The organism is Corynebacterium oculi (assembly GCF_001412105.1).
Taxonomy (GTDB): Bacteria; Actinomycetota; Actinomycetes; order Mycobacteriales; family Mycobacteriaceae; genus Corynebacterium; species Corynebacterium oculi.
The window spans coordinates 650,818-675,221 of sequence record NZ_LKST01000001.1 but is presented as its reverse complement, the minus strand read 5'-3'; the positions used below and the strand labels follow the sequence as shown (position 1 = coordinate 675,221).

25 protein-coding genes are annotated in these 24,404 nt (G+C 66.7%); 3 read left to right on the top strand and 22 right to left on the bottom strand.

What is annotated here, in order from left to right; genetic code table 11:
* Positions 1-3: 3 nt before the first annotated feature.
* Genes Cocul_RS03210 through Cocul_RS03185 form a run of 6 tightly spaced genes read right to left on the bottom strand, consistent with a single transcriptional unit; the run spans position 4 to position 5,131 of the window.
* Positions 4-1,275, bottom strand: coding sequence for a bifunctional 3,4-dihydroxy-2-butanone-4-phosphate synthase/GTP cyclohydrolase II (locus Cocul_RS03210; RefSeq protein WP_425388769.1), 1,272 nt, complete (start codon positions 1,273-1,275; stop codon positions 4-6).
* A gap of 16 nt (positions 1,276-1,291) precedes the next feature.
* Positions 1,292-1,906, bottom strand: a complete 615-nt coding sequence (locus tag Cocul_RS03205; RefSeq protein ID WP_055121841.1) for a riboflavin synthase — start codon at positions 1,904-1,906, stop codon at positions 1,292-1,294.
* Positions 1,906-2,907: a bifunctional diaminohydroxyphosphoribosylaminopyrimidine deaminase/5-amino-6-(5-phosphoribosylamino)uracil reductase RibD gene (gene ribD / locus Cocul_RS03200; RefSeq protein ID WP_055121840.1), complete on the bottom strand. Its 1,002-nt coding sequence runs from the start codon at positions 2,905-2,907 to the stop codon at positions 1,906-1,908. The genes Cocul_RS03205 and ribD overlap by 1 nt, the downstream gene beginning before the upstream one ends.
* Positions 2,904-3,563 carry a ribulose-phosphate 3-epimerase gene (gene rpe / locus Cocul_RS03195; protein WP_055121839.1) on the bottom strand — a complete coding sequence of 220 codons (660 nt, stop codon included), beginning with the start codon at positions 3,561-3,563 and terminating at the stop codon, positions 2,904-2,906. Before rpe ends, ribD begins: the two co-directional genes overlap by 4 nt.
* A gap of 17 nt (positions 3,564-3,580) precedes the next feature.
* Complete coding sequence (locus tag Cocul_RS03190) at positions 3,581-4,423, bottom strand: aldo/keto reductase (protein WP_055121838.1); 843 nt, start codon at positions 4,421-4,423, stop codon at positions 3,581-3,583.
* 18 nt (positions 4,424-4,441) lie between these two features.
* The gene (locus Cocul_RS03185) at positions 4,442-5,131 is read right to left on the bottom strand and encodes an NADPH-dependent F420 reductase (RefSeq protein WP_055121837.1); all 690 of its coding nucleotides are present in this window, start codon (positions 5,129-5,131) and stop codon (positions 4,442-4,444) included.
* Between the two features lie 91 nt (positions 5,132-5,222).
* Here Cocul_RS03185 and Cocul_RS03180 point away from each other — a divergent pair, with 91 nt between their 5' ends.
* Positions 5,223-5,798 (top strand): TetR/AcrR family transcriptional regulator, encoded by a 576-nt coding sequence (locus tag Cocul_RS03180; protein ID WP_055121836.1) that lies wholly within the window; start codon positions 5,223-5,225, stop codon positions 5,796-5,798.
* Between the two features lie 4 nt (positions 5,799-5,802).
* On the opposite strand, the gene Cocul_RS03175 is transcribed toward Cocul_RS03180, so the two are convergent.
* The 12 genes from Cocul_RS03175 to carA form a co-directional block, all read right to left on the bottom strand.
* The gene (locus Cocul_RS03175) at positions 5,803-7,284 is read right to left on the bottom strand and encodes an RsmB/NOP family class I SAM-dependent RNA methyltransferase (protein ID WP_055121835.1); all 1,482 of its coding nucleotides are present in this window, start codon (positions 7,282-7,284) and stop codon (positions 5,803-5,805) included.
* Positions 7,281-8,225 (bottom strand): methionyl-tRNA formyltransferase, encoded by a 945-nt coding sequence (fmt, locus tag Cocul_RS03170; protein ID WP_055121834.1) that lies wholly within the window; start codon positions 8,223-8,225, stop codon positions 7,281-7,283. Before fmt ends, Cocul_RS03175 begins: the two co-directional genes overlap by 4 nt.
* Entirely contained in the window at positions 8,226-8,744 is a 519-nt protein-coding gene (gene def, locus Cocul_RS03165) for a peptide deformylase (protein WP_055121833.1), read from the bottom strand.
* Positions 8,745-8,763: 19 nt separating this feature from the next.
* Positions 8,764-10,794 (bottom strand): primosomal protein N', encoded by a 2,031-nt coding sequence (locus Cocul_RS03160; RefSeq protein ID WP_055121832.1) that lies wholly within the window; start codon positions 10,792-10,794, stop codon positions 8,764-8,766.
* A gap of 11 nt (positions 10,795-10,805) precedes the next feature.
* The gene (gene metK, locus Cocul_RS03155; protein WP_055121831.1) at positions 10,806-12,029 is read right to left on the bottom strand and encodes a methionine adenosyltransferase; all 1,224 of its coding nucleotides are present in this window, start codon (positions 12,027-12,029) and stop codon (positions 10,806-10,808) included.
* A gap of 55 nt (positions 12,030-12,084) precedes the next feature.
* Complete coding sequence (coaBC, locus tag Cocul_RS03150) at positions 12,085-13,338, bottom strand: bifunctional phosphopantothenoylcysteine decarboxylase/phosphopantothenate--cysteine ligase CoaBC (protein ID WP_055121830.1); 1,254 nt, start codon at positions 13,336-13,338, stop codon at positions 12,085-12,087.
* A 116-nt stretch (positions 13,339-13,454) separates the two neighbouring features.
* Complete coding sequence (gene rpoZ / locus Cocul_RS03145; protein ID WP_055121829.1) at positions 13,455-13,745, bottom strand: DNA-directed RNA polymerase subunit omega; 291 nt, start codon at positions 13,743-13,745, stop codon at positions 13,455-13,457.
* A 65-nt stretch (positions 13,746-13,810) separates the two neighbouring features.
* Positions 13,811-14,383, bottom strand: coding sequence for a guanylate kinase (gene gmk, locus Cocul_RS03140; protein WP_055121828.1), 573 nt, complete (start codon positions 14,381-14,383; stop codon positions 13,811-13,813).
* 3 nt (positions 14,384-14,386) lie between these two features.
* Entirely contained in the window at positions 14,387-14,710 is a 324-nt protein-coding gene (gene mihF / locus Cocul_RS03135) for an integration host factor, actinobacterial type (RefSeq protein ID WP_055121827.1), read from the bottom strand.
* Positions 14,711-14,914: 204 nt separating this feature from the next.
* Positions 14,915-15,736, bottom strand: a complete 822-nt coding sequence (gene pyrF, locus Cocul_RS03130; RefSeq protein WP_055121826.1) for an orotidine-5'-phosphate decarboxylase — start codon at positions 15,734-15,736, stop codon at positions 14,915-14,917.
* Positions 15,733-19,074: a carbamoyl-phosphate synthase large subunit gene (carB, locus tag Cocul_RS03125; protein ID WP_055121825.1), complete on the bottom strand. Its 3,342-nt coding sequence runs from the start codon at positions 19,072-19,074 to the stop codon at positions 15,733-15,735. The genes pyrF and carB overlap by 4 nt, the downstream gene beginning before the upstream one ends.
* Before the next feature lie 30 nt (positions 19,075-19,104).
* Complete coding sequence (gene carA, locus Cocul_RS03120) at positions 19,105-20,304, bottom strand: glutamine-hydrolyzing carbamoyl-phosphate synthase small subunit (RefSeq protein WP_055122024.1); 1,200 nt, start codon at positions 20,302-20,304, stop codon at positions 19,105-19,107.
* Positions 20,305-20,586: 282 nt separating this feature from the next.
* Between carA and Cocul_RS03115 the strand changes: the two genes are divergently transcribed.
* Positions 20,587-21,111: a YbjN domain-containing protein gene (locus Cocul_RS03115; RefSeq protein WP_055121824.1), complete on the top strand. Its 525-nt coding sequence runs from the start codon at positions 20,587-20,589 to the stop codon at positions 21,109-21,111.
* Between the two features lie 2 nt (positions 21,112-21,113).
* Positions 21,114-21,557: a YbjN domain-containing protein gene (locus Cocul_RS03110; protein ID WP_055121823.1), complete on the top strand. Its 444-nt coding sequence runs from the start codon at positions 21,114-21,116 to the stop codon at positions 21,555-21,557.
* On the opposite strand, the gene nusB is transcribed toward Cocul_RS03110, so the two are convergent.
* The 4 genes from nusB to aroQ all read right to left on the bottom strand — a co-directional run bounded on the left by nusB (position 21,554) and on the right by aroQ (position 24,402).
* A complete protein-coding gene (gene nusB, locus Cocul_RS03105; RefSeq protein ID WP_055122023.1) occupies positions 21,554-22,162 on the bottom strand; it encodes a transcription antitermination factor NusB in 609 nt (202 codons plus the stop codon). The genes Cocul_RS03110 and nusB overlap by 4 nt on opposite strands.
* Positions 22,163-22,170: 8 nt before the next feature.
* On the bottom strand, positions 22,171-22,734 hold the full coding sequence (gene efp / locus Cocul_RS03100) for an elongation factor P (protein WP_055121822.1): 564 nt from the start codon (positions 22,732-22,734) through the stop codon (positions 22,171-22,173).
* A gap of 44 nt (positions 22,735-22,778) precedes the next feature.
* Positions 22,779-23,870 (bottom strand): aminopeptidase P family protein, encoded by a 1,092-nt coding sequence (locus Cocul_RS03095; RefSeq protein ID WP_055122022.1) that lies wholly within the window; start codon positions 23,868-23,870, stop codon positions 22,779-22,781.
* A 94-nt stretch (positions 23,871-23,964) separates the two neighbouring features.
* Positions 23,965-24,402 carry a type II 3-dehydroquinate dehydratase gene (aroQ, locus tag Cocul_RS03090; RefSeq protein WP_055121821.1) on the bottom strand — a complete coding sequence of 146 codons (438 nt, stop codon included), beginning with the start codon at positions 24,400-24,402 and terminating at the stop codon, positions 23,965-23,967.
* Between the last annotated feature and the right edge of the window lie 2 nt (positions 24,403-24,404).

Genomic DNA, 24,404 nt, shown 5'->3' with positions numbered 1-24,404 from the left:
TCTCTATTCTCCTTCCGGGAGGTTGTGCTGTGCCTCCCATTGAGCGAGGTCGGGCACGTGATGGCCCATGCGATCCCGCTTGGTGGCGAGGTATCGCGCGTTATCGTCGTTGATCTCCACGGGCACGGCCACGCGACCGGTGACCTCAAGGCCGTGCTCATGGAGGGCTTCGCACTTATGCGGATTATTGCTCATGATGGACAGGGAGCGCACGCCGAGGTCGCTGAGGATCTGTGCCCCGGTGTCATACTCCCGGGCGTCGGCGGGCTGCCCCAGGGCCAGGTTGGCGTCGATGGTGTCGAGCCCCTCGTCCTGCAAGGCGTAGGCCTTGAGCTTTTCGATGAGCCCAATCCCCCGCCCCTCCTGGCCCCGCAGGTACACGATGATCCCACGGCCCTTCTCCTGCACCATGCGCATGGAGTTGTGGAGCTGCTGGCCGCAGTCGCAGCGCCGGGAGCCAAAGACGTCCCCGGTGAGGCATTCGGAGTGAATCCGCACCATGACGTCCTCGCCGCCGTCGCGATCCGGCTCCCCGGCCACGAGCGCCACGTGCTCCTGCCCGCTGATGGGGTTGACAAAGCCGATGGCCCGGAAGAACCCGTGGTCGGTGGGCAGGGAGGTCTCCACCGTGCGCTCGATGAGCCGATCGTGGCGGCGGCGCCAGGCGATGAGCTGGTCGATGGAGATCATGCGCAGGCCGTGGCGATCGGCAAAGCGGCGCAGCTCCGGGCCGCGCGCCATGTCCGTGGGGTCCTCCTCGGAGACGATCTCACACAGCACGCCCGCGGGGTAGAGGCCCGCCGCCCTGGCGAGGTCTATGGCGGCCTCGGTGTGCCCGTCGCGCACCAGCACCCCGCCGTCGCGGGCCCGCAGGGGAACCACGTGGCCGGGGCGGGTGAACTCCGCCGGGGTGGACTGCGGATCGGCCAGGCGGCGAATGGTCTCCGCCCGAGAGGTCGCGGAGATGCCGGTGGTGCCGGTGGCGGCGTCCACCGTCACGGTATAGGCGGTGCCCCGGGCGTCCTCGTTGCGGCTGACCATCGGAGGGAGGCCCAGGCGATCGGCATCCGCGTTGGTCAGCGGGGCACAGATGTACCCGGAGGTGTAGCGCACCATGAAGCCCAGCAGCTCGGGCGTGGCCTTCTCCGCCGCAAAGATGAGGTCACCCTCGTTTTCCCGATCCTCGCTATCCACCACCACCACGGCCTCGCCCGCCGCGATGTCCGCAATAGCCGCATCGACGCTATCGAGGGGGATATTCTGCTCCGCATTCACAGTCACGTCGATCACTTTAGCCCTCCCGCGCCGCAGTGCGAGCGCCGGGGGCCAGCAACCTTTCCACGTACTTGGCTAGCACGTCCACCTCGATATTCACGCGGCTACCGGGCTCAAGCGCGCCGTGGGTGGTATCCCTCAGGGTGGTGGGAATCAGCGATACCTCGAACCAGTCCGCCCCCAGCGCGGAGACGGTCAGCGAGGTGCCGTTGAGGGTGATCGAGCCCTTCTCCACCACATAGCGCGCCACCGAGTCCGGCAGCGCGAAGCGCAGCACGTCCCAGTGCTCGGAGCGCTCGCAGCTCAGCAGGGGCGCGGTGGCATCCACGTGCCCCTGCACGATGTGGCCGCCCAGGCGCTCCCCCACGGCCATCGCGCGCTCCAGGTTCACCCGCGAGCCCGCTTGGAGTTCGCCCAGGTTACTGCGGTTAAGCGACTCCCGCATGACGTCGGCCGCGAAGGTGCGTTCACCCAGCGACGCCACCGTGAGGCACACGCCGTTGACGCTGATGGAATCCCCCAGCCGCGTGCCGTCGAGCACGGTGCCCGCCGCCACGGTCAGCCGCAGCGCGTCATCCTGCTCCACCACGGAGGATACCGCGCCTATCTCCTCAACGATCCCGGTAAACATCACTCGCCTCTTTCCATTTCTATCAACGTATCCAGCCCCAAGCGGCGCACCTCGCGGGTGCGCCAGCGCCGCGCCGCGCCCAGGGTAGGCACCAGGGGCTTATCGACGACCCCTCGGCCCCCACCCAGCAGGACGGGGGCAAGGTAGGCCTGAACGCTATCCACCACGTCGGCCTCCAGGGCGGAGTGGGCAAGGCCCGCGCCGCCCTCGATGAGCACGTCGCGGTCTCCTTTCTCCCATAACGCCGTCAGCGCCTGGGAGATTCCGGGGTACTGCTCAAAGCCCTGTTCGCGCATGTACTCCGGCAACTCCCTCCGGCCGATAACCACGCGGCGTGGCTGATGCGGATACAACCCGTTCTCCCCGCTCTCTGTGCGGGCGGTGAGCGCCGGGCGATCCGCCCAGGCGGTGCCCGTGCCGATGATGATGGCGTCGCGGCGGGATCGATCCAGATGCACCTGCGCGCGGGCCTCTTCCCCGGTGATCCACTGGCTCGTGCCATCAAGCGCCGCGGTAAAACCATCGAGGGTCTGCGCGAACTTCAGCGTCACGTGGGGGCGTTGCCTGCGCATGGCGGTAAGCCACGGAAGCAACGGGGCGATGTCCACAGAGATGCGGTGCACCTCTACTCCCCGGCTGCGCAGGTACTCGGCCCCGCCGCCTTCGTGCTCACCGGGATCGGGGTGCGCGTAATGCACCTCGACGATCCCCGCGCGCAACAGGGCCCGGGTGCACGGCCCGGTGCGACCGGTGTGATTGCAGGGCTCCAAGGTGACCACGGCCGCCCCTCCCCTGGCCGCCGCCCCCGCCTGGGCCAGGGCCATGACCTCGGCGTGCGCCCCGCCGGGCGGCTGGGTGGCCCCCACCCCAACGATGCTGCCGGAGGCGTCGAGAATAACGGCCCCCACCGGCGGGTTGGGGCTGGTGGTTCCCTTCACCTCCCAGGAGGCCCGAACGGCGAGGTCAAGGGCGCGGTTGATCGCGGCGTCGCTCAGGCTCATCGCCGGGCGAGGTCGCGCAGGGATTCCACCATCGGGGCCGGATCCTCTGCCTTGTACACCGCCGAACCCGCCACGAAGGCATCGCAACCCGCCTCCGCGGCCCGGGCGATGGTGGACTCGGAGATGCCGCCGTCGATCTCGATGAGGGTATTAAGGCCGCGCGCGTCGATCTCGTGGCGCAGGGTACGCACCTTGTTCAGCTGCTCCGGCATGAAGGACTGCCCGCCAAAGCCCGGCTCCACGGACATCACCAGCACCTCGTCGAAGTGCTCTAGATCGCCAAGGTACGGCTCGATGGGGGTTCCGGGCTTGAGGGAGAAGGCCGCGCGCACACCCAGCCCCCGGATTTTCTGCGCCAACCCCACGTGATCCTCCGTGGCCTCCACGTGGAAAATGAGGGTGTGCGCCCCCGCCTCGGCATAACGCTCCACCCAGCGCTCGGGTTCCTCGATCATCAGGTGGACGTCGAGGGGCTGATCCGTGAGGCGGCGGACGGTGGCGGTGATATCCGGGCCGAAGGAGAGGTTGGGCACAAAATGACCGTCCATGATGTCCACGTGAACCCAATCCGCGGTGGAAATGCGGGCAATCTCCTCGCCCAGGCGGGAAAAGTCCGCGGCAAGGATCGAGGGGGCGATGATCGGAGCGTGTTGCATGGAAGCCAGTGTAACCGCTACGCCAGCCGCAGCAGAGCCTCCAGCATGCGAGGATCCTGGTGGGTGAAGCCCGCGTTGGGCTGCCGACGATCCAGCCCCGCGATGGCCTCTATCTCCTCTGCGCTGAGGCTCAATTCCACGGCCTCCAGGTTGGCGCGCAGGCGCTCCGGTTTGGTGCTCTTGGCCACCATCGCCACGCCGCGCTGGGCCAACCAGGCGAGCATCACCTGCGGCACGCTCACCTCGTGGGCCTGGGCGATCCCGGTGAGCACCGGGTGCTCCAGCATTTCGCGGTTGCCCTGACCCAGCGATCCCCATGCTTGGAGCGCGGTGCCGTGCTGGGACATGAGTTCCTGCATGTCGCGCTGCTGGTGGAAGGGGTGGGTTTCGCGCTGGTTCACGGCCGGGGCCACGTCCATGTGGGTCACCAGATCCGCGTAGCGGTCGGCGTAGAAGTTGGATACGCCGATGGCGCGCACGCGGCCCTCCGCCAGGAGTTCTTCCATGACGCGCCAGGCGGAGTAGTAATCCCCGAAGGGCTGGTGAATGAGCCAGAGGTCGAGGTAATCCAGCCCCAGGTTATCCAGAGAGGTTTCAAAGGCGGCGCGGGTGGCCTCCGGGCCGTGATCCTTGAACCAGAGTTTGGTGGTGATGAAAAGCTCCTCGCGGGGAACCCCGGAGGCCTTGATGGCCGCGCCCACGGCTTTTTCGTTGTAGTAGCGCGAGGCGGTGTCGATGAGGCGATACCCCATGTTCAGGGCCTCGGGGATGGCCTGGGCCACCTGCTCGTCATTCATCTGGAATACGCCCAGGCCGAGGATCGGCATGTCTACGCCGTTGTTAAGGGTGAGGTTCTGCATGGTTTTTGCCTTTCCGGTTTAGTTGGCTCGGTGTACTTCGATGTTGAGGTCAAAGGTGCCGAGCAGTTGCGCCAGCTGGAAGTACAGGCGCATGTACATCTCCGATCCCCGCGCACCCGTGATTCCGCCGAGGTCGATGATACGGGCCTCCGGCCAGCCGAAGGAGTGGAGGATTTCCCGGGCGGTCTGCTTTGCCTCGGCATCGTCTCCGGCGATGAAGAGGGTGTGGTTGCCCGGAATCCGCTCCGGGTTCACCATCACCTCGCAGAACACCGTGTTGAGGGTCTTGACCACCTTGGTCTCCGGGAATGCGCGCTGAATCTGCTCCCCCAGGCTATCGGTATTGGCCACGGTGAGCGTGGGTGGCATGCCCTCGGAGAGGTCGAGGGGCAGAGCGGCGTCGATGAGCACCTTGCCCGCCATGCGCTCCCGTCCGATGAGGTCGAGGGGGCGCAGGGAGTTCGCGCCGTTGCTGGCGTTGATGAAGAGTTCGGCAAAGTCTCCGGCCTCCGCGTGAGGGAGCAGGCGTACCTCCGGATGCTCGGCTGCCCATTGGGCGTAGGGCGGGGTGCCCATGGCGTCCGGCTCCGTGCGGGACATGGTTGCACTGACGTTGCGCGTGGCAATGACCACCTGGTGCCCGAGCCCGGCTAGGCGCGCGGCGAGGGTTCGGCCAACCATGCCGGTGCCGATGACGGTGATGTTCATGACAATCTCCTTATTCCAACGGTTTCGTTGGAAACGACTGTAGTAGCATGACCCGGGAAAAGCAACGAAATCGTTGGAAAAGGGAGTTTTCATGGCTCGGGACACCGAAAAGACCAAGCAGCGCATCCTCGACGCCGCACTCACCGAGTTCACCGAACACGGCCCAGATGGCACCACCGTGGAAAGAATTGCCCGGTCCGCCGGAGTGAACAAAGAGCGCATCTACAACTACTTTGGCAACAAGCACGCCCTGTTTGCCCACATCCTCGACCAGGAGATGACCAGCGCCACCACCGCCCTCCCCGTGCCCTCCACCGGCGCCGCCGACATCGGAGAATACGCCGGAAACCTCTACGATTATTTAGAAGCTCACCCCGCGCTCCTGCGCCTCCTCCAATGGGAAGCACTCACCCTCCCCGCCCCCATCCCCGGCGAACAGCAGCGCACCCACACCTACGCACAGCGCACCGCCGAGTTCCGCGAGGGACAGCGCACCGGCACCTTCACAGATACTATCGACGCCGCCCACCTCAACATCCTCATTCTCGGGATCGCAGGCTATTGGCACCTTCTTCCCCAGGTCACCCGCATGATCGCCGCGCCCGATGAAGCCGCCAGCCGCCGCGCCGCCGTGGTGGAGGCCGCCCGGCGGCTGGTCACGCCCTAACTCCCTACTCCCTGCGCAACACGGCAAAGAACATCGCGTCCGTGCCGTGGCGATGCGGCCACATCTGCACCGAGGCGTATTCCCCCACGTTCTCCATTCCGGGAACCAGGCAGTGAGCGCTCATCTCCACGGCCCCCAGTTCCGCCACCGCCTTCTCCACGATTCCCCGGGTCTCCCGCAGATCGGGCGAGCAGGTGGAATACACCACCACCCCGCCCGGGCGGGTCAACCGCAGCGCCGAGCGCAGCAGCTCGTACTGCAACGCGGTGAGGTCTGCGATGTCGGATTCCCGCTTGCGCCAACGGGCCTCGGGGCGGCGTCGCAAAGCGCCCAGCCCGGAGCAGGGCGCGTCCACGAGCACGCGATCGTAGCCCGGTTCTAATCCAGGCTCGCGGCCGTCGGCGGTGTGCACTGTCACGGGGAGTCCGCGCACCGCTGAGCGCACCAACTCCGCGCGATGCGCGGCGGGCTCCACCGCATCCACCCGCGCCCCCTCGATCCGGGCCAGGGCACCCAGCAGGGCCGCCTTGCCGCCGGGGCCCGCGCACAGATCCAGCCAGCGCCCTTGATCTGCGCCCGCCACCGGGGCCTGGGCCACGGCGCGGGCGATGAGCTGGCTGCCCTCGTCCTGCACCGCCGCCAGCCCGCTGCGCACCGGCTCCAACTGCGCCGGGGCACCGGAATCCAGATACACCGCGTACGGGGAGTACCGGCCTTGCTCCCCGCCCACCACCAGGGCAAGTTCCTCCGCGCTCATCTCCCCGGGGCGGGCCACCAGGTGCACGGTGGGGCGCCGGGAATCCGCCTCCAGCGCGGCCTCTAGTTCCGTGGAATGGGAGCCCAGAGCCTCGGCAAAGGACCGCGCGATCCACTCCGGGTGCGCGTGGCGGAAGGCCGCCCCGGCGAGATCACCCGGCGGGGTAAGCCTGATAATCCACTCCTTAGCCGGGGTGCGCGCGATGGTGCGCAAGATGGCGTTGGCAAAGCCCCTGGCCTTCTCCTGCCCCGCCCCCACCACCAACTCCACGCTGGTATCCACCGCCGCGTGCGGCTCCACCCTGGTGTAGAGCACCTGGTACGCCCCCAGGCGCAGGGCATCGAGCACCTCCGGCGCGATTTCCGCAAGCGGGCGCGAGGAACACTCCGCGATCACCGCGTCCAACACCCCCTGGGTGCGCAGGGTGCCGTAGGTGATCTCCGTGGCAAAGGCGGCATCGCGGCCGCGTACCCGCCGCTCCTTGAGCGCCTTGGGCAGCACGAGGTTGGCGTAGGCATCCTGGGAGCGCACCGCGCCGATGACCTCGTAGGCCACGCGCCGGGGCGTATCCACCCGCGAGGTGGTTTGAGCGGGGCTCTGGGCGCGCTGCTTTCCCCGCTGCGGGGCGCGCCCCCGACCCCCTCCCTTGCCCGTCCGTCGGTCGGGTTGAGGCGCCGCCTGCGCGGCGGACTTGGAGCGGGAGCGGAAGCCCCCGGATCGGGTGCTCACTGGAATCGTTCCCCTTCCTTCGGCTGCGCGCCGCGCGCCCAATCGGCAGCATCCATCATCTTCTTCCCCGGCGGCTGCACGCGGGTCAGGCGCACCGGGTGCGTTCCCGTGCCCACCAGCACCTCCTTCTTCGTCGCCGCGATCTCCCCGGGTTCCAGCCCCCGTACTTGCGTATCCAGGGGAATCTCCACCGGGGCGAGCTTCACCCGCCGCTCCCCCCACGCAGTCCACGCCCCGGGGCCGGGGGTATAGGCGCGAATGGCCCTGGCGATCTCCTCCGCGGTGTCGTTCCAGCGCACGCGGGCATCCCCGGTGGCGATCTTCGGAGCGTAGGTGGCCGGGCCCTCCTGGGGGCGCGGGATCAGGGTGCCTGCCTCCAGGCCCGTCATGGTGTCCACCAGGAGATCCGCCCCCAGGTGGGCCAGGCGGGTGAGCAGGTCATCGGCGGTGTCGTGCGCGCGGATCTCCTCGTTGCGGCTGGCCAGGATCTCCCCGGTATCCAGCCCCTCATCAATGCGAAATGTGGTGGCTCCCGTGGCGCGATCCCCCGCCCGGATCGCCGCCTGCACCGGAGCCGCGCCCCGCCACCGGGGCAGCAGGGAGAAATGCAGGTTCACCCAGCCGTGCGGGGCCGCGTTCAACAGGTCGGGGGTGATGAGGTTGCCGTAGGCCACCACCGGGATGGCCTCGGGTTGAAGCTCCCGCAGGCGTTGCCGCAGCGCCTCCCCCTCCTCGGTGCCCGGCTTGAGCGTGCCCGGGGTGAGCACCTCGATCCCGTGCTCCACGGCGAGCGCCTTGACCGGCGAGGGGTGAAGGGTACGCCCGCGCCCGCGCGGGGCGTCCGGGCGGGTCAGCACCGCAACCACCTCGTGCGGGGAATCCAGCAGCGCCTTCAGCGCCACCACGGCGGGTTCCGGGGTACCGGCAAAAACGAGCCTCATCTACTTGTCTCCCTTCCCAAACCAGGCGGCGGCGCGGATCTGCGCCATCGCCGCCTTGCGCTCCTCCACCGCCGCGCGCTTGAGGTACAGCACCCCGTCGAGGTGATCGGTCTCGTGCTGAATACACCGGGCCAGCAGACCCGAGGCCGTGATGCTCAGCGGCTTGCCCGCCACGTCCGTCCCGCTGAGCCGAACCCGGCGATAACGCGGAATCGAGAGCGAAATATCCGGGATCGAAAGGCAGCCCTCCGTGCCCGCCTCCATCTCCTCGTCAAGCGGCTCCCACACCGGATTGACCACGTGCCCGCGCAGGCCCCCCTCCACGTGCGAGCAATCGAACACGAACACGCGCCGCAGCACGCCCACCTGGTTGGCAGCCAGGCCCACGCCCCCGGCGTCGGCCATCGTCTCTGTCATATCCTCCACGAGGGTGCGCAGCGCGGCGTTATACTCCGTGACCTCGCTGGCGCGGGTGGTGAGCACCGGATCGCCGAAAAGGCGGATGGGCAAAACAGTCATGGTGCCTCATTGTATCCGCTTAACCAATGCGCACCGGGTCCACCCGCACCCGCAGCGGCAAATCCTCCCGCCGGGCGATCCGCGCCACCATCGCGCTTTTCAGAGCCGAACCCAGCTCCCCCCGGGGCCCCAGCGGGGCGCGCACCAGCACGCGCTGCGCGGGGCCGAACCGACGCTCGTCGTATTCCCCAGGCAGGTGCTCACCGGGCGGCAAGTCCACCGGGCCGAGCACCTCCGCCCCCCTCGGCAGGCGCGCCTCCTTCAACAGGCTATCGACGGCCGCCGCCGCGCCGTCGATAGCCGCCATGTGCACCGCCGGGGGAAAACCAACCTCGCGGCGCTGAGCCAATTCCCGCGCGGCCGCACCCGGCATGTCCCACCGGATCAACTGCTGCACCACCGCCAACGCGGGATCGGCCACCACCACCACCTGCCCGCCCCGGCGATGCGGCTCCACCAGGGTCGCCACCGCCGTCCACGTGGCCAGGGCATCCTCCGTGGCCCGCAGGTCCTGCCTCCCCAGCAGCGCCCAGGTATCCAGCAGCACCGCCGCGCCGTACCGTCCGCCCTGCGCTACCCTCGGCTCCGCTCCCGGCGTGGCCACCACCAGGGCCGGGGCCTGGGCGATCTCCCTATGCACCTGGTTGCCCCCCGAGGAGATAACCCGCACCGAGGGGAAGGCGCGCCCCAATTCCTCGGCGGTGCGCTGATTGCCCAGCACCACCGCGCGCAACGAGGCGGAACCGCACTGCGGGCAGCGGTATCGCGCGTCCGGGCGCCCGCACCACCGGCAGGTGGGCACGGCGGCCTCTTGCTCCCTCCCCGTGGGCAGGCCCACGGGGCCGTTGCAGTGGCGGCACCGCGCCGGGGTGCGACACTGGCGGCAGGCCAGGGTGGGGATATACCCCTTGCGGGGGGTGTGCACCAGCACGGGCTTGCCCGCCGCCAGCCCCTCGCGCAGCGCGCGGAACGCCACCGCCGGAATCCGCGCCGAGCGGGCCAACGGGTCTTTTTCCAGCTCAAAGTCCGAGTCCGCCACCGCCTGCACCCTGGGCATCCGCGCCCGCAGGGCCTCCCTCCCGGCCACCAGGCCATGCGCCCAGCCAGATTCCACCAGCAGCTGCGCCTCCGCGGTGCGGGAATGCCCCGCGATCACCAGCGACGCCTCCGTGGCCGCCACCCTGGTTGTGAGCACCTCGCGGGAGTGCGCATAGGGGGCGCGCGGATCCACGTGGTTTTCATCGCCGTCGAAGAGCACCACCGCCAATTGGAGGTTTGCCACCGGGGCAAAGGCCGCCGAGCGCGTGCCGATCACCAGCCGCCCCTGGCCGTGCAGGATAGACAGGAAGCGGCGATATCGCGCCTGCGGCCCCAGGGAGGCCCCCAGCACGGTGATTTGTTTGGGCCCCACGTGCTCCCGCAACGCCGCCTCCAGAGCGTCCACGTCGCCTTGATCGGGGGCCACGATGAGCACCCCTCCGCCCCCCAGGGCCACCTTGGCTGCCAGGGCGGCCACCGCGGCGGCCCAGTCATCGCCGGGGGCGATCTGCCAGGCCACCCGCGCGCGCTGTCGCGCCAACACCGCATCCACAAAGGATTCCCCGTGCTCGTAGGCCGACCACGCGGAAAGATCGGGCTCCTGGGCCCGGCCCAGTTCCTCCCAGGGAGTGCTGGTATCGACGGATTCGGCGGCGGCGTGGCGCGCCGGAACCGCCGCCCGGATCAGATCCGAGCGGGTTCCCGCGTACCGGGCGCACAGCGCGTCCACCAGGCGGCGGGTGGGTTCCGGGTACACCACCTCCGGGGAGATCACGCGCTCAAGGTAGCGCAGCTGCCCCGGGTGGCTCGTCTCCTCAGCCCTTTCGATCAGCAGGGCATCGACGAGCCTCCCCGCGAAGCGAATCCGCACCCGCACCCCCGGCTGCGCCTGCGCGGACTGCTCCTCAGACACCTGGTAATCAAAGAGCCTATCCAGGTGCGCCAGTCCCAGAAGCGGCAGCACCCGCGCCACCGGCTGCTGTGCTGCGGGAACGCGGGGTGAGGTGGCCATGCTGGCCGATTTTACAGGCCGGCGGCCTGCCGCAGAAGGGGCGCGCGCTGCGTGCTCTCCCAGGGGAAATCCACGTCCGTGCGCCCAAAATGACCATAGGCGGCGGTGGGAGCATAGATGGGGCGGAGAAGATCCAGCTCGCGGATGATCGCGGCGGGGCGCAGGTCAAAGACCTCGCTGACCGCGCGCTGAATATCCACGTCGCTCAGGCCCTCCTTGGCGGTGCCAAAGGTCTCCACGTACAGGCCCACCGGGGTGGCCCGCCCAATGGCATAGGCCACCTGCACCTCGGCGCGATCCGCCAGGCCCGCCGCCACGATGTTCTTGGCCACCCAGCGCATCGCATAGGCCCCGGAGCGATCCACCTTGCTGGGGTCCTTACCCGAGAAGGCACCGCCGCCGTGGCGGGCCATGCCGCCATAGGTGTCCACGATGATCTTGCGGCCGGTCAGCCCGGCATCACCCATCGGCCCGCCCAGGGTGAAGGAGCCCGAGGGGTTAATCAACAGCGTGAGATCCTCGGTGAGGAAGTTCGCCAACCCGGCGTCATTTATCACCCAATCCAGGACGTGCGGGCGCAGCTGCGCCTCCAGCCAGGCTGAATCCACCTCGGGATCGTGCTGGGTGGAGATCACCACGGTGTCCAGGTAAAGGGGCTTGCCCTCCTCGTCATAGGCGAAGGTCACCTGGGTCTTGCCGTCGGGGCGCAGGTGCGGAACGATCCCCTCCTTACGCACCTGAGAAAGACGCCGGGACAGGCGGTGCGCCACAGCGATGGGCAGCGGCATGTACTCGGCGGTCTCGTTGCTGGCGTAACCAAACATCAAGCCCTGATCCCCGGCTCCGGCCTGATCGTCGTCCTCGTAATGCCCACCGGAACGCATCTCCTGGGAGGTATCCACGCCGTGTCCGATCTCGGCGGACTGCTCTCCGATGGCGATGTTCACCCCGCAGGTGGTGCCGTCGAACCCCACGTCCGAGGAGGTAAACCCAATGCGCACCAGGGTGCTGCGCACCAGGCTAGGAATGTCCACGTATCCGGTGGTGCGCACCTCCCCCACCACGTGCACCTGCCCGGTGGTCACCAGCGTCTCCACCGCCACGTGGGCGTGGGCGTCCTCCCTCAAGATCGCATCCAGGATCGTGTCGGATACGGCGTCACAGATCTTATCGGGGTGCCCCTCTGTCACGGACTCGCTGGTAAAAAGCCGCACGGAGCGCGGGGAAGGTGCCACGGATTTTCCTTTACTGCCCGGAAATGAATTATTACGTCAGGATAGACCAAGCGGTCTAGCGCTGCAAGAGCCTGGAGCCAAGCGCCACGTTGAGGGTATCAAGGTACGCCCCGGCGATGACGTGCTTGCTGGCGTCTTGAAGCTCGGTGACCTCCGCGGGCTGCCCCTCTCGGGAACGCAGCAGCCATCCCCTATTGCGCCGCTCTCCAAAGACCTTTCCCACGCCCACCTCGTTGCACATGAGCAGATCGCAGCCCTTGCGCTCCAACTTGGCCAGGCCGTAATCCAGGGCGGAATGGGTATCGTCTCCCGTCTCCGCCGCAAAGCCCGCGATAACCACGCGCGCCGGGATCTCGCCGCGCTCCCGCGCCCGCACCACGCCGCGCAAAATATCGGGATTCTCCACCAGGCTCAGGGTGCCCAGGGCGGCATCATCGCCGCCCTTTTTCAGCTTGGCCTCGGCCTGGGCGGCCGGGCGAAAGTCCGCCACCGCGGCGGCCATGATAACGGCGTCCGCCTGCGGAGACCACTCCGCCACCGCCTGCGCCATCTCCCTGGCGGACACCACGCGCCGAACCCGTGCCCCGATGGGTGCGGGCATATCCTCCGTGGCACCGGCGATCACCTCCACCCGGGCGCCGCGCTGGGCCGCCACCTCCGCGAGGGCAAACCCCTGCCGCCCGGAGGACCTATTGCCCAGGTAACGCACGGGATCGAGGTTCTCCTGGGTGCCACCAGCCGTAATCAGCACGCGCTTGCCCTCCCAGTCCCGGGGCAGCGCGGCCCCCGCCACCACCATGCGCGCCAGATCCGCGATCTGCTCCGCCTCCGGCAGCCGCCCCGGGCCGCTATCGACGCCGGTAAGCCGGCCGGAGGCCGGTTCCAGCACCGTGATACCCCGGCGGCGCAGCGTATCGACGTTCGCCTGGGTCGCGGGATTGAGCCACATCTCCGTGTGCATAGCCGGGGCGACGATGACGGGGCAGGTGGCCACCAAGACGGTGGCGCTCAAGAGATCATCGGCGCGCCCCGCCGCCAGCCGGGATAGCAGATCGGCGGTGGCCGGGGCGATCACCACGGCATCCGCCTCCTGCCCCAGGCGCACGTGCTGCACCTCATCGACGGCCTCGAACACCGTGGTGCGCACCGGATTGCCGGACAGCGCCTCGAAGGTCGCCGCGCCCACGAAGTTCAGCGCGCTGGGAGTGGGGATCACCCGCACCTCATCACCGGACTCCTTGAAGTTTCGCACCAGGTGACAGGTCTTGTACGCCGCGATGCCCCCGGCGACCCCCACGATGATCTTCACGCCGCTTGTTTCCTTCCCACTGTGATCGGACTGTACTGAACTCTACTGGCGCCACGGCAAAGGCCGCCACCCAGCATGGGCAGCGGCCTGGCGTCTTTCATCGAGTCACGTAAAGCCTAGCGGCCTTCCTCGTGTTCCAAGAGATCCCCGTCAATCTCGCGCAGGGCGATGGACAGCGGCTTCTCCCCGGCCTCCGGGGTAACGAGCGGGCCGATGAACTCAAAGACACCCTCGTCGGCCTGCTGGTAGTAGCTGTTAATCTGACGCGCGCGCTTGGCGGCGTAAATCACGAGGGCATACTTGGAGGAGACCTTTTCCAAAAGGCTGTCGATCGGCGGGTCAGTAATACCCACCGGCGGGTCAAAAACCGGCTGCTTCTTCTCGGTCTCGTTACTCACGTTTGTCACTTGCACCTTAAGATTTTTCGGTAGAAAAAGATTCCTCGGGGTACGCGCCGCTGCGCCACCCCGCACTACTCGCCCAGCAGGATACCACCGATGGCGGCCACGGCGGTATCAACGTCCTCGTTGACCACCACCTGATCGAACTCATCCATCGCGGCCAACTCCCCGCGCGCCGTGTCCAGGCGACGAGCGATCACGTCCTCCGGCTCCGTGCCGCGCCCCGTGAGGCGCTCCACGAGCACCTCCCAGGAAGGCGGGGCCAAAAACACCGTGGTGGCCTCAGGCATCATCGCCTTAACGTTGCGGGCGCCCACCAGATCCACCTCGATGAGCACGGGGCGCCCTGAAGCCAGCGCCTGCTCCACCGGGGCCGCCGGGGTGCCGGAGCGTTGCAGGCCGCCATGAATATCGGCCCACTCCAGCATCTCGCCTCGGTCGATGCGCTCCTGGAACTCCTCCGGGGTGACATAAAAATAATCCACCCCGTCCACCTCGCCCGGGCGCGGGCTGCGGGTGGTCATGGAGACGCTAAAGTACAGATCGCTGACGCTCCCGCGGAGGCGATGAACCACCGTGGACTTCCCCACGGCAGACGGGCCGGCCAGCACCACCAGCCGACCCCGAGGGTTCTCGCCGACCATGAATTATTCCTCGGTGTAGCCGAAGCGATCCAGCAGCGCGCGGCGCTGACGCTCACCCAGGCCGCGCAGGCGGCGGGTGGGAGCGATCTCCAGCTCCTCCATGATCTCCTTGGCCTTGACCTTGCCCACCTTCGGCAGCGCCTCCAGGAGCGCAGACACCTTGGTCTTACCCACGATCTCATCGTCCTGGGCCTTATCCAGGACTTCCTTCAGGGTCATGTCCCCGCGCTTGAGCTTTTCCTTCAACTCAGCACGGGCCTTGCGGGCCTCGGCAGCCTTAGCAAGGGCTTCCTTGCGCTGCTCATCGGTCAACTTCGGAAGGGCCACGGGGTTCCTCCAGTTCGTTTTTGTTTCTTTCTTTTCGGCGGTGCGCCTGGAATACCATCGCTACCTCACGCCGATGTTCGCTCAGTGTAACACCGCTAGGGGCGGGCCACCGCAATCGACGCAGGGCAGATGGGTTATCGAGCGGGAGATTCCGGCACAACTCTCCCTAAAATAGCAGGGCAAAAGCCCCGCCTCGGCAGCCGGTCACCCGTTAAGGTCAAAACCAAAAGATTCTGCGGCTTTGCGCAGGCCAGACACCTGCGGACCCGCGCCAAGAACGGCACGAGACACATTGGGATAGGCCAAATCCATCCTCGATCCCATGATTTGCGCTACGTCGCTGGCGCTACCCCCCTGCGCGCCCACCCCGGGCATGAGCACCGGGCCACCAAGCCGCTGGCAATCCGGAGCCTGCGCCACGGTCGCGCCCACCACCACGCCCAGGTTTCCCAGGCCGGGGTGGGCCGCGTTGCGCCGAGCCACCTCGTCGATCACCTGCTGGGAGATGCTGCGCCCCTCGGCGTCCTCGTGCCCCTGCAACACGCGGGCCTCCGGGTTCGAGGTGGCCGCGAGCACAAAGACGCCCCTGCCCGTGGCCTCCGCGAGATCAAAGGCCGGGTCCAATGCCCCCACCCCCAGGTAGGGAGAGACCGTCACGGCATCGCTGCACAGGGGGGAGGAATCATCCAACCAGGCCGAGGCATAACCCGCCATCGTGGAGCCGATGTCCCCGCGCTTGGCGTCCGCCACCACCAGCGCTCCCCCGGCCCGGAGCCCGGCGATGGTCTCTTCCAGCACCGCGAAGCCCGCGGAACCGAAGCGCTCATAGAACGCCACCTGCGGCTTGACCAGACAGACCGTGGGGGCAAAGGCCTCCACGCATATGCGGGAAAACTCCGCCAGTCCCGCCACCGTGTCCCCCAGCCCCCAGGCTTTCAGGAGGGCCGGGTGCGGATCAATGCCCACGCAGAGGCGGCCGCGCCGCTGCGCCAGCTCTGCGAGCCGATCGCCAAAGGTTTGAGTCACTTCCCTGCCGCCTTTGCCGCCGGGGTGTGATCCAATTCCTGAAGGGCACGCACGGCAAAACCCGCCCCGCGCAGGGCCTCGATGCCCTGCACCGCGGCGGTGACCCCCTGCACGGTGGTCACCGCAGGCACGCCCACGCTCACGGAGGCTGCGCGGATGTCATAACCATCGTGGCGCGCCCCGGAGGAACCCGCCGGGGTATTGAGGATAAGGTCTACCTCTCCCCCGCGGATTCGATCCAGGATGGAGGGCCCCTGGGCACCGGCGCGGACGTCAGAGCCCTTGAGCACCTCCTCGCACTCAATGCCGTTGCGGCGCAACATGCTCGCGGTGCCCGCCGTGGCCAGGATCTTAAAGCCCAGGGAGGCCAGGCGCTGGATGGGGAAGATCAGGGTGCGCTTATCCCGATTAGCCACGGAAACAAACACCGTTCCCTCGGTGGGCAGGCCACCAAAGGCCGCGGCCTCAGCCTTGGCATAGGCCGCGCCGAAGTTCGTGGCCACGCCCATGACCTCGCCCGTGGACTTCATCTCCGGGCTGAGCAGGGTATCCAGCATGGTGCCGTCCGGGCGGCGGAAGCGGTTGAACGGCAGCACGGCCTCCTTCACCGCGATGGGGGCGTCGATCGGCAAGGAGCCGCCGTCATACTCGGTGGGGATCATGCCCTCCCCGCGCAGTTGCTCCAGGGTGGCCCCCATCATGATGCGGGAAGCCGCCTTGGCCAGGTGCACGCCGGTGGCCTTGGACACAAAGGGCACGGTGCGGGAGGCGCGCGGGTTGGCCTCGATGACGTACAGCACGTCATCCTTGAGGGCGTACTGCACGTTCATCAGGCCCTTCACGCCGATCCCCCGGGCCAGGGCCGCCGTGGAGCGGCGCACCTTATCAATGTCCTCCGGGCCCAGCGTCATGGGCGGCAGGGCGCAGGCGGAGTCGCCGGAGTGAATACCGGCCTCCTCAATGTGCTCCATCACGCCCGCTAGGTACACCTCGGTGCCATCGGCAAGGGCGTCCACGTCAATCTCGATGGCGTTATCTAGGAAACGATCCACCAGCACCGGGTGATCGGAGGTGAGTTCCGTCGCGCGCTCGATATAACTGCTCAGGGAGGACTCATCATAGACGATCTCCATGCCGCGCCCGCCCAGCACGTAGGAGGGGCGCACCAGGACCGGGTAGCCGATGCTGGCGGCCACCTCGCGGGCCTCGCTAAACGACGTCGCGGTGCCGAAGGCCGGGGCGGGAAGCTCGGCGCGGCGCAGCACCTCCCCGAACTCACCGCGATCCTCCGCCAGGTTGATGGACTCCGGCGTGGTCCCCACCACCGGCACGCCCGCAGCCTCCAGGCGCTCCGCCAGGCCCAGGGGCGTTTGCCCGCCGAGCTGCACGATCACGCCCGCCATCGTGCCGGACTGGCACTCCGCGTGGTAGACCTCCATGACGTCCTCGAAGGTCAGCGGCTCGAAGTAGAGGCGATCAGCGGTGTCATAGTCCGTGGACACGGTCTCCGGGTTGCAGTTGACCATCACCGTCTCATAGCCCACCCGGGACAGTTCCAGGGCCGCGTGTACGCAGGAGTAATCAAACTCAATGCCCTGCCCAATGCGGTTGGGGCCAGAACCCAAGATGATGACCTTCTCTTTATCCCGCTGTTCGGTGACCTCGGACTCCGCGGCTGGATCGAGCTCGTAGGCGGAATAGTGGTACGGGGTGCGGGCCTCGAACTCCGCCGCGCAGGTATCCACCGTCTTGTACACGGGGCGGATTCCCAGCGACCAGCGCAGACGACGCACCCCCTCCTCCCCGGCAAACTCGGGGCGCAGGCGGGCAATCTGGGCGTCGGAAAGCCCAAAGACCTTGGCCCGGCGCAGCAAGTCCTCCGTGAGCACCTGGGCCTGGGTCAGCTCCTCGCGGAAATGCACCAGCTCCGCCAACTCCGCCAGGAACCAGGGATCAATGCCGGAGGCCTCATGCACCTGCTCGATGCTGGCCCCCCAGCGCAGCGCCAACTCCACGTCATACATGCGCCCCTCGGTGGGGCGGCGCAAATCAGTCAGGATCTCCTCCACGGAACCAAACTCCGGATCCGGCGCGGTCCAGAACCCGGCCTGCTTCTGCTCTAGGGAGCGCATGACCTTGTTGAGGCCGGCGATGTAGTTGCGGCCGATGCCCATCGCCTCGCCCACGGACTTCATGGTGGTGGTCAGCGTGTCATCGGAGCCCACGAACTTCTCAAAGGCAAAGCGCGGAGCCTTGACGATCACGTAATCCAAGGTGGGCTCGAACGCCGCCGGGGTGACCCCCGTGATGTCATTGGTGATCTCATCGAGGGTGTACCCAATGGCAAGCTTGGCCGCGATCTTGGCGATCGGGAAGCCGGTGGCCTTGGAGGCCAGCGCCGAGGAGCGCGAGACGCGCGGGTTCATCTCGATGGTAATCAGGCGGCCATCGCGGGGATTAAGCGCAAACTGAATGTTGCAGCCGCCGGTGTCCACCCCCACCTCTCGAATGATCGCGATGCCCTGATCGCGCATCTTCTGGTACTCGCGGTCCGTCAGGGTCATCGCCGGAGCCACCGTCACGGAATCGCCCGTGTGTACTCCCAGGGCGTCCACGTTCTCGATGGAGGCGATCACCACCACGTTATCGTCCCCATCTCGCATGAGCTCCAGCTCATATTCCTTCCACCCCAGGATGGACTCCTCGATGAGCACGTTCGCCTCCGGCGAGGCCGCCAGGCCACCGCCGGCGATGCGCTCCAGATCCTCCTCGTCAAAGGCCAGGCCGGAGCCCAGGCCACCCATGGTAAAGCTGGGGCGCACCACCACCGGCAGCCCCAGCTCCGCCACCGCCTCGTGCACCTCCTCCATGCTGTGGCACACGCGCGAGCGGGCGGATTCCCCGCCGATGGACGCCACGATGTCCTTGAACTTTTGGCGATCCTCGCCGCGCTCGATGGCCTCAATATCGGCGCCGATGAGTTCCACGCCGTACTTCTCCAGGATTCCCTGGCGGTCCAACTGAATGGCGGCGTTTAGGGCGGTCTGCCCGCCCAGCGTGGCCAGCACCGCGTCGATGGGGTGGCCCTGCGCGGCCTCCTTGGCAAAAATCTTGTCAATGTACTCCGGAGTGATCGGCTCCACGTAGGTGTGATCCGCAAACTCGGGATCCGTCATGATCGTGGCCGGGTTGGAGTTAATCAGGGTGACCCGCAGCCCCTCCTCCCTGAGTACGCGGCAGGCCTGGGTGCCGGAGTAATCGAACTCGCAGGCCTGGCCGATCACGATGGGGCCGGAGCCGATGACCAGGACGTGATTAATATCGTTGCGCTTGGGCATGAGATTCCTTAACTTACCTTCCTGGTCTGCTTACTTCTGTTCGCCCGCGTGCTTAGCGCTCGCGTGCTCGGCCATGAGGTCGATGAACTGATCGAAAAGCGGGCTGGCATCGTGCGGGCCCGCCGCGGCCTCCGGGTGGTACTGCACCGAATAGGCCAAGCCGCTTTCGAGCGCCACGCCCTCCACCACGTCATCGTTGAGGCACACGTGGGTGACCTTGGCCGGGCCGAAGTCCGTGTCAAAGACCTCCCCCGCCCTGCCCTTGAGCGCAAAGCCGTGATTCTGGGAGGTGATGTCAATCTTGCCGGTAACCACGTTCAACACCGGCACGTTGATCCCCCGGTGGCCGAACTTCATCTTGTATGTTTCCATGCCCAAGGCGCGGCCCAGGATCTGATTGCCAAAGCAAATACCAAAGAACGGAATCTTCTTGCCCAGCACCTCGCGCACCACGGCCACCATGGCATCGGCAGTGGCGGGATCGCCCGGGCCGTTGGATACGAACACCCCGTCCGGGCGATACTGCTCGATGTCCGCCCAGGTGGCGGTGGAGGGAACCACCACGGTGCGCACACCACGGGCGGCAAAGTTGCGCGGGGTGTTGGTCTTGATCCCCATGTCAAAGGCCACCACCGTGTAGCGGTGCTCGCCGTCCGGCTCCACCACGTAGGGTTCCTCGGTACTCACCTGCGCGGAGAGATCGGCCCCCTCCATCGCGTCCTGCTTTTGTACCAGGCGCACCAATTCCTCCACCGGGCACGCAGCCTCCGGGCCGGAGAAAATACCGGCCGCCACCGAGCCCTTATCGCGCAAATGACGCACCACGGTGCGGGTATCCACGCCACGGATACCCACGATCCCCTGCCTCTCCATCTCCTCGTTCAGGCCGCGCGAGGCCCGCCAATTGGACACCCGCGCCGAGAGGTCGCGGATCACCAGGCCCGCCACCCAGATACCGCGATCGCGGGACTCATCATCCTCATCGTTCCAGCCGGTATTGCCGATCTGCGGGGCCGTGGCCACCACGATCTGACGGTGGTACGAGGGGTCGGTCATGGTCTCCTGGTAACCGGTCATGCCGGTGGTAAACACGGCCTCGCCCAAGGTGGAACCCACCTTGCCCAGGCTGTATCCGCGGAAGGAGCGGCCGTCGGCAAGCACCAAAACGGCGGGAACGGGCGGGGTAGACGTCACAGTATTGACCTTTCGGTTATGCGTGCTGGGCTGCATCAAAGAGGATTGATTCATCGAGACCTCTCCCCCAATGCTAACCCCCCGTAATATATCGCTGCCTCCACGCAGCTGATGTGCCGGTGCGCGATGGACACGACGACGCCGTGCGCGCTCGTCTGACTCATCGTGACCTCCTTTCCCGCCTCTCTGTGCGGCCCTTAAAGGATGTCCAGTGATTACTCCCGTCAAAGGGATCCCCGCAAGCATATCACCGCAATTTGGCTACAGTGGCATACACAAGGCCCCGCGCCATAGAAAACCCCTACGACAAGGAGATGCGTGACTCACCCCGAACACGACACCCCCATCGCACCTGTATCCGAACACACCGTGGTGGATATTCTGGAGGCCGAAAACCTCGATTACCGTCTGCAACAAGACCCCACCCCGATGGTGCGCACCGGCTTCATCAACGCCGCCGTCTCCTTTGCCATCGAGGGCGACTACCTGCTGTGCGACTCCATGTGGCGCGGGCAGGTCGATGCCCAGCGCGCCGCCACGGCCCTGGCCGCCGTGAACGAATGGAACCTCACGCAGCTCACCCCCACCCTGCGTTTCTTCGAATCCACCCCCGGCACCCTCGCCTTTTCCGCCTGCCGACGCCTCCACATCGCCCAAGGACTCAGCCGCAACCAAGCGGGAGCCTTCGTGATGTCCACCCTGGACTCCATCGTGGCCTGCTTCCAGTGGCTTGAGGCCCAGTTCCCCGAGGCGATCACCTGGGAACAAGGCGATGATGAGCACACCCACGATGGGCACGACGATCGCCCCGGCCAAGCCGACGATGCCGAGGAGGAAAAGTAAAAATGAGCGAGCAGAAGATTCCCGCCCTGACCTTTGAGCGCGTCACCGACGCAATGAAGGGCTTTCACATCACCCTCTGGCCCACCGAAGATCCCAACGTGGCCACCGCAAACCTCAACGGCTTCCGGGTGACCTTCGCCCTCCTGAACTCGGTGCTCATCGTGCGGGCCGATAACCCCACCGACCTCTCCTCCGATTCCGGGGTGCCCACCCTACACCTGGCGGCTAACCAGGTGAACTGCTCCGGGTTCGGGGTCAAGGCCGTAGTGGCCGACCGGGAAGAAAACCTCATGGTGCGCACCGAGTGCGATCTCCCCATCGCGGCCGGGATCTCCGAGGAACAACTCTCCGCGGCCCTCCGCGGGGCCGTAGACGAGGTGCTCGCCGGCCAGGAGCGCGTGGCCCAGGCCGCCGAGGGGTTGCTTGACCAGCAGAAAGGAAGCTAGTCATTCGCCGTGGTGGCCTGGGAAGCCTCGGGGGTGGTTTCCGCTTCCTTAGCCTGATTTTCCGCGGTCTGATTCTCCACGGGATCGGCCTTGGCCTCAGCGTTCTCAACCGCCTCAGCAACCTCAGTAGCCTCGGCGCCCACCGAGGCCCGCACCTCCGCAAGGTTTTCCGCCACATCATCGAGCACCGCGTGAATATACGGCGCGCCCTGCTCCCCGGAATACTCGCTGGCGATCTCCACGCCCTCCACCACGGCGGTGGGGGTGGGCACATCGGGATTAAAGATCAACTCCCACACGGACATGCGCAAGATGGCGCGATCCACGGCGGGGAGGCGGCCCAGTTCCCACTGATCGCTGAGAAAGCGCTCGATGGTGCTATCCACCGCGTCTAGTTCCTCGGCCGCGCCCAAAACGATCTGCCTCGTGTACTCCGCAATGGGGGCCACCTGGTTTTCCGGCACCCGCGCCAACTCCGTGCGATCCTCCACGATGCGCATGGGGTCAATGTCGCGGGCCTCGGCCTCGAAGAGCACGTCCACCGCGCGACGACGGGCCTTATAACGAGCGCCGTGGCGGCGCCACTTCTCCTGGCGTTTGGTCACGGTGGCCACTAGTTATTAACGCGGGAAAGGTACTCGCCAGAGCGGGTATCCACCTTGAGCACGTTGCCGGTCTCGATGAACAGCGGCACCTGAATCTCCGCGCCCGTCTCCAGGGTGGCGGGCTTGGTGCCGCCGGTGGAGCGATCACCCTGCAAACCGGGATCGGTGTGCTCCACCTTGAGATCCACGGACACGGGCAGCTCCGCAAAGAGCGGCTCCTCGTCATGGAAGGACACCTGCACGCGCATGTTCTCCAGCAGGAAACGAGCGGCGTCCCCAAACTTATCCGCGTCCAGCTCCACCTGATCGAAGGTCTTATCGTCCATGACCACGTAGTTGCTGCCGTCGTGATACAGGTAGGTCATGTCGCGGCGATCCACGTTGGCGGTCTCCACCTTGACGCCGGCATTCCATGTCTTGTCCACCGTCTTACCGGAGACAACGTCCTTGAGCTTGGTGCGCACAAAGGCCGGCCCCTTGCCCGGCTTCACGTGCTGGAACTCAATGATCTGTTGCAGCTTGCCGTCGATCTTGAGCACAAGACCGTTCTTGAAATCAGCGGTGGTTGCCACTTAGCGGTTCTCCCTCGTGTGATCCGGTATCTAACTGTGCCAGTCTACAATACCGTGAGGTCCTTGCTCACCCGGGTAATCACTTCCGGGGAGCCGGGCGTGATGATGAGGGTATCCTCGATCCTCACCCCGCCCCGCCCCGGCACGTAGATTCCCGGCTCGATGGTCAGCGTCATGCCCTCGCGCAATTCCCCCTCCCCCGAGGAGGAGGCGTAGGGCCCCTCGTGCACCTCCAGACCCACGCCATGCCCTGTGGAATGAATGTAGTACTCCCCGTACCCGGCCTCCTCGATGATCTCCCTGGTGGCACGATCGACGTCCGCGAGCGCCGTGCCCACCGTGGCGGCCTCCACCCCGGCCGTTTGAGCCCTCTTGACCACCTCGTAGATCTCCGTGGAAAACTCGTCGGCCTCGCCCATGACCACCGTGCGAGTCATGTCCGAGTTAAAGCCCCCCATGAACGCCCCAAAGTCCACGGTCACCAGGTCTCCGCGCTGAAGCACCCGCTCCCCCGCCCCGTGGTGAGGTTTGGCGGAGTTGGGCCCGGAGGCAATAATTGTGTCAAAGCTCGTGTGCTCCGCGCCGGCCTTTCGCATGCGGTATTCCAGATCCGCGGCGATGTCCCGCTCCGCGCGGCCCACCGCCAGTTCCCCCGCCGCGAGAAGATCCCGGTACGCCTGCGAGGCTAGTTCCGCGACCTCGCGCAGGCTCTCCAATTCGCGGGGATCTTTGACCAGGCGCAGTTCCTCCACCACCCCGCGCACGGGCACTAAAGTGACGTCTTCCCCCGCCACCTTCTGAAGGGCCTCCCACTGCGCCACGCTTATCTCGTCAGCCTCGATGCCCACGCGGCGTGGGCCCTCCACCTGGGACAACAAGGCTGCGGCGCAGTTGCGAGCGATGAGCGCCTCAATATCGGGCACCTCCTCCGCCACCTGGGTGATGTATCGCCCGTCCGTGGAAATCTGCGGATTGAGTTCCTTGGAAAGCATGAGCGCCGCGTTGGAGCCAGTGAAACCGGAGAGGTATTGCACGTGAATGAGGTTGGTCACCAACATCATGTCAATGCGCTGTCCCGCCAGGCGCGCCGCAAGGGTGCGACGACGCTGGGAATAACGAGTATCGGCTAGGGCCATGATGTCCTCCTTGAATACGGATTGTCTGTGAGCGATCTCCACCGCTCAGTGTAAGCGCTTCCCTGCCTTATCTCCCCCAACTCTTACCCCCGCGCTATCCCCGGCGCGCCAGGTAACCCAGCGCCACCCGGTAGCCCTCCACTCCCAATCCCGCGATGACCGCCAGCGCGATCGGGGAGAGATAACTGTGCTGGCGGAAGGCTTCGCGCGCGTGCACATTGGAGATGTGTACCTCGATAAAGCCGGGCCCCTCGGCGATCTCCGCGAGGGCATCGCGCAGCGCCACCGAGGTATGCGTCAGGCCCCCGGGGTTGATAATCACGGGGTACCCGGCGTCCGCGGCCTCGTGCACCCACTCGATGAGCACGTGCTCCGCGTTGGATTGGCGGGACTCTACCTCCACGCCCAGGGTCCGGGCCTCCTCCAGGAGCATGGCCTCCACCTCGGCCAGGGTGGTGGAACCATAAATATGCGGCTGGCGCTTTCCCAGGCGGTTCAGGTTGGGCCCGTTGAGCACCATGATCGTGGTCATCT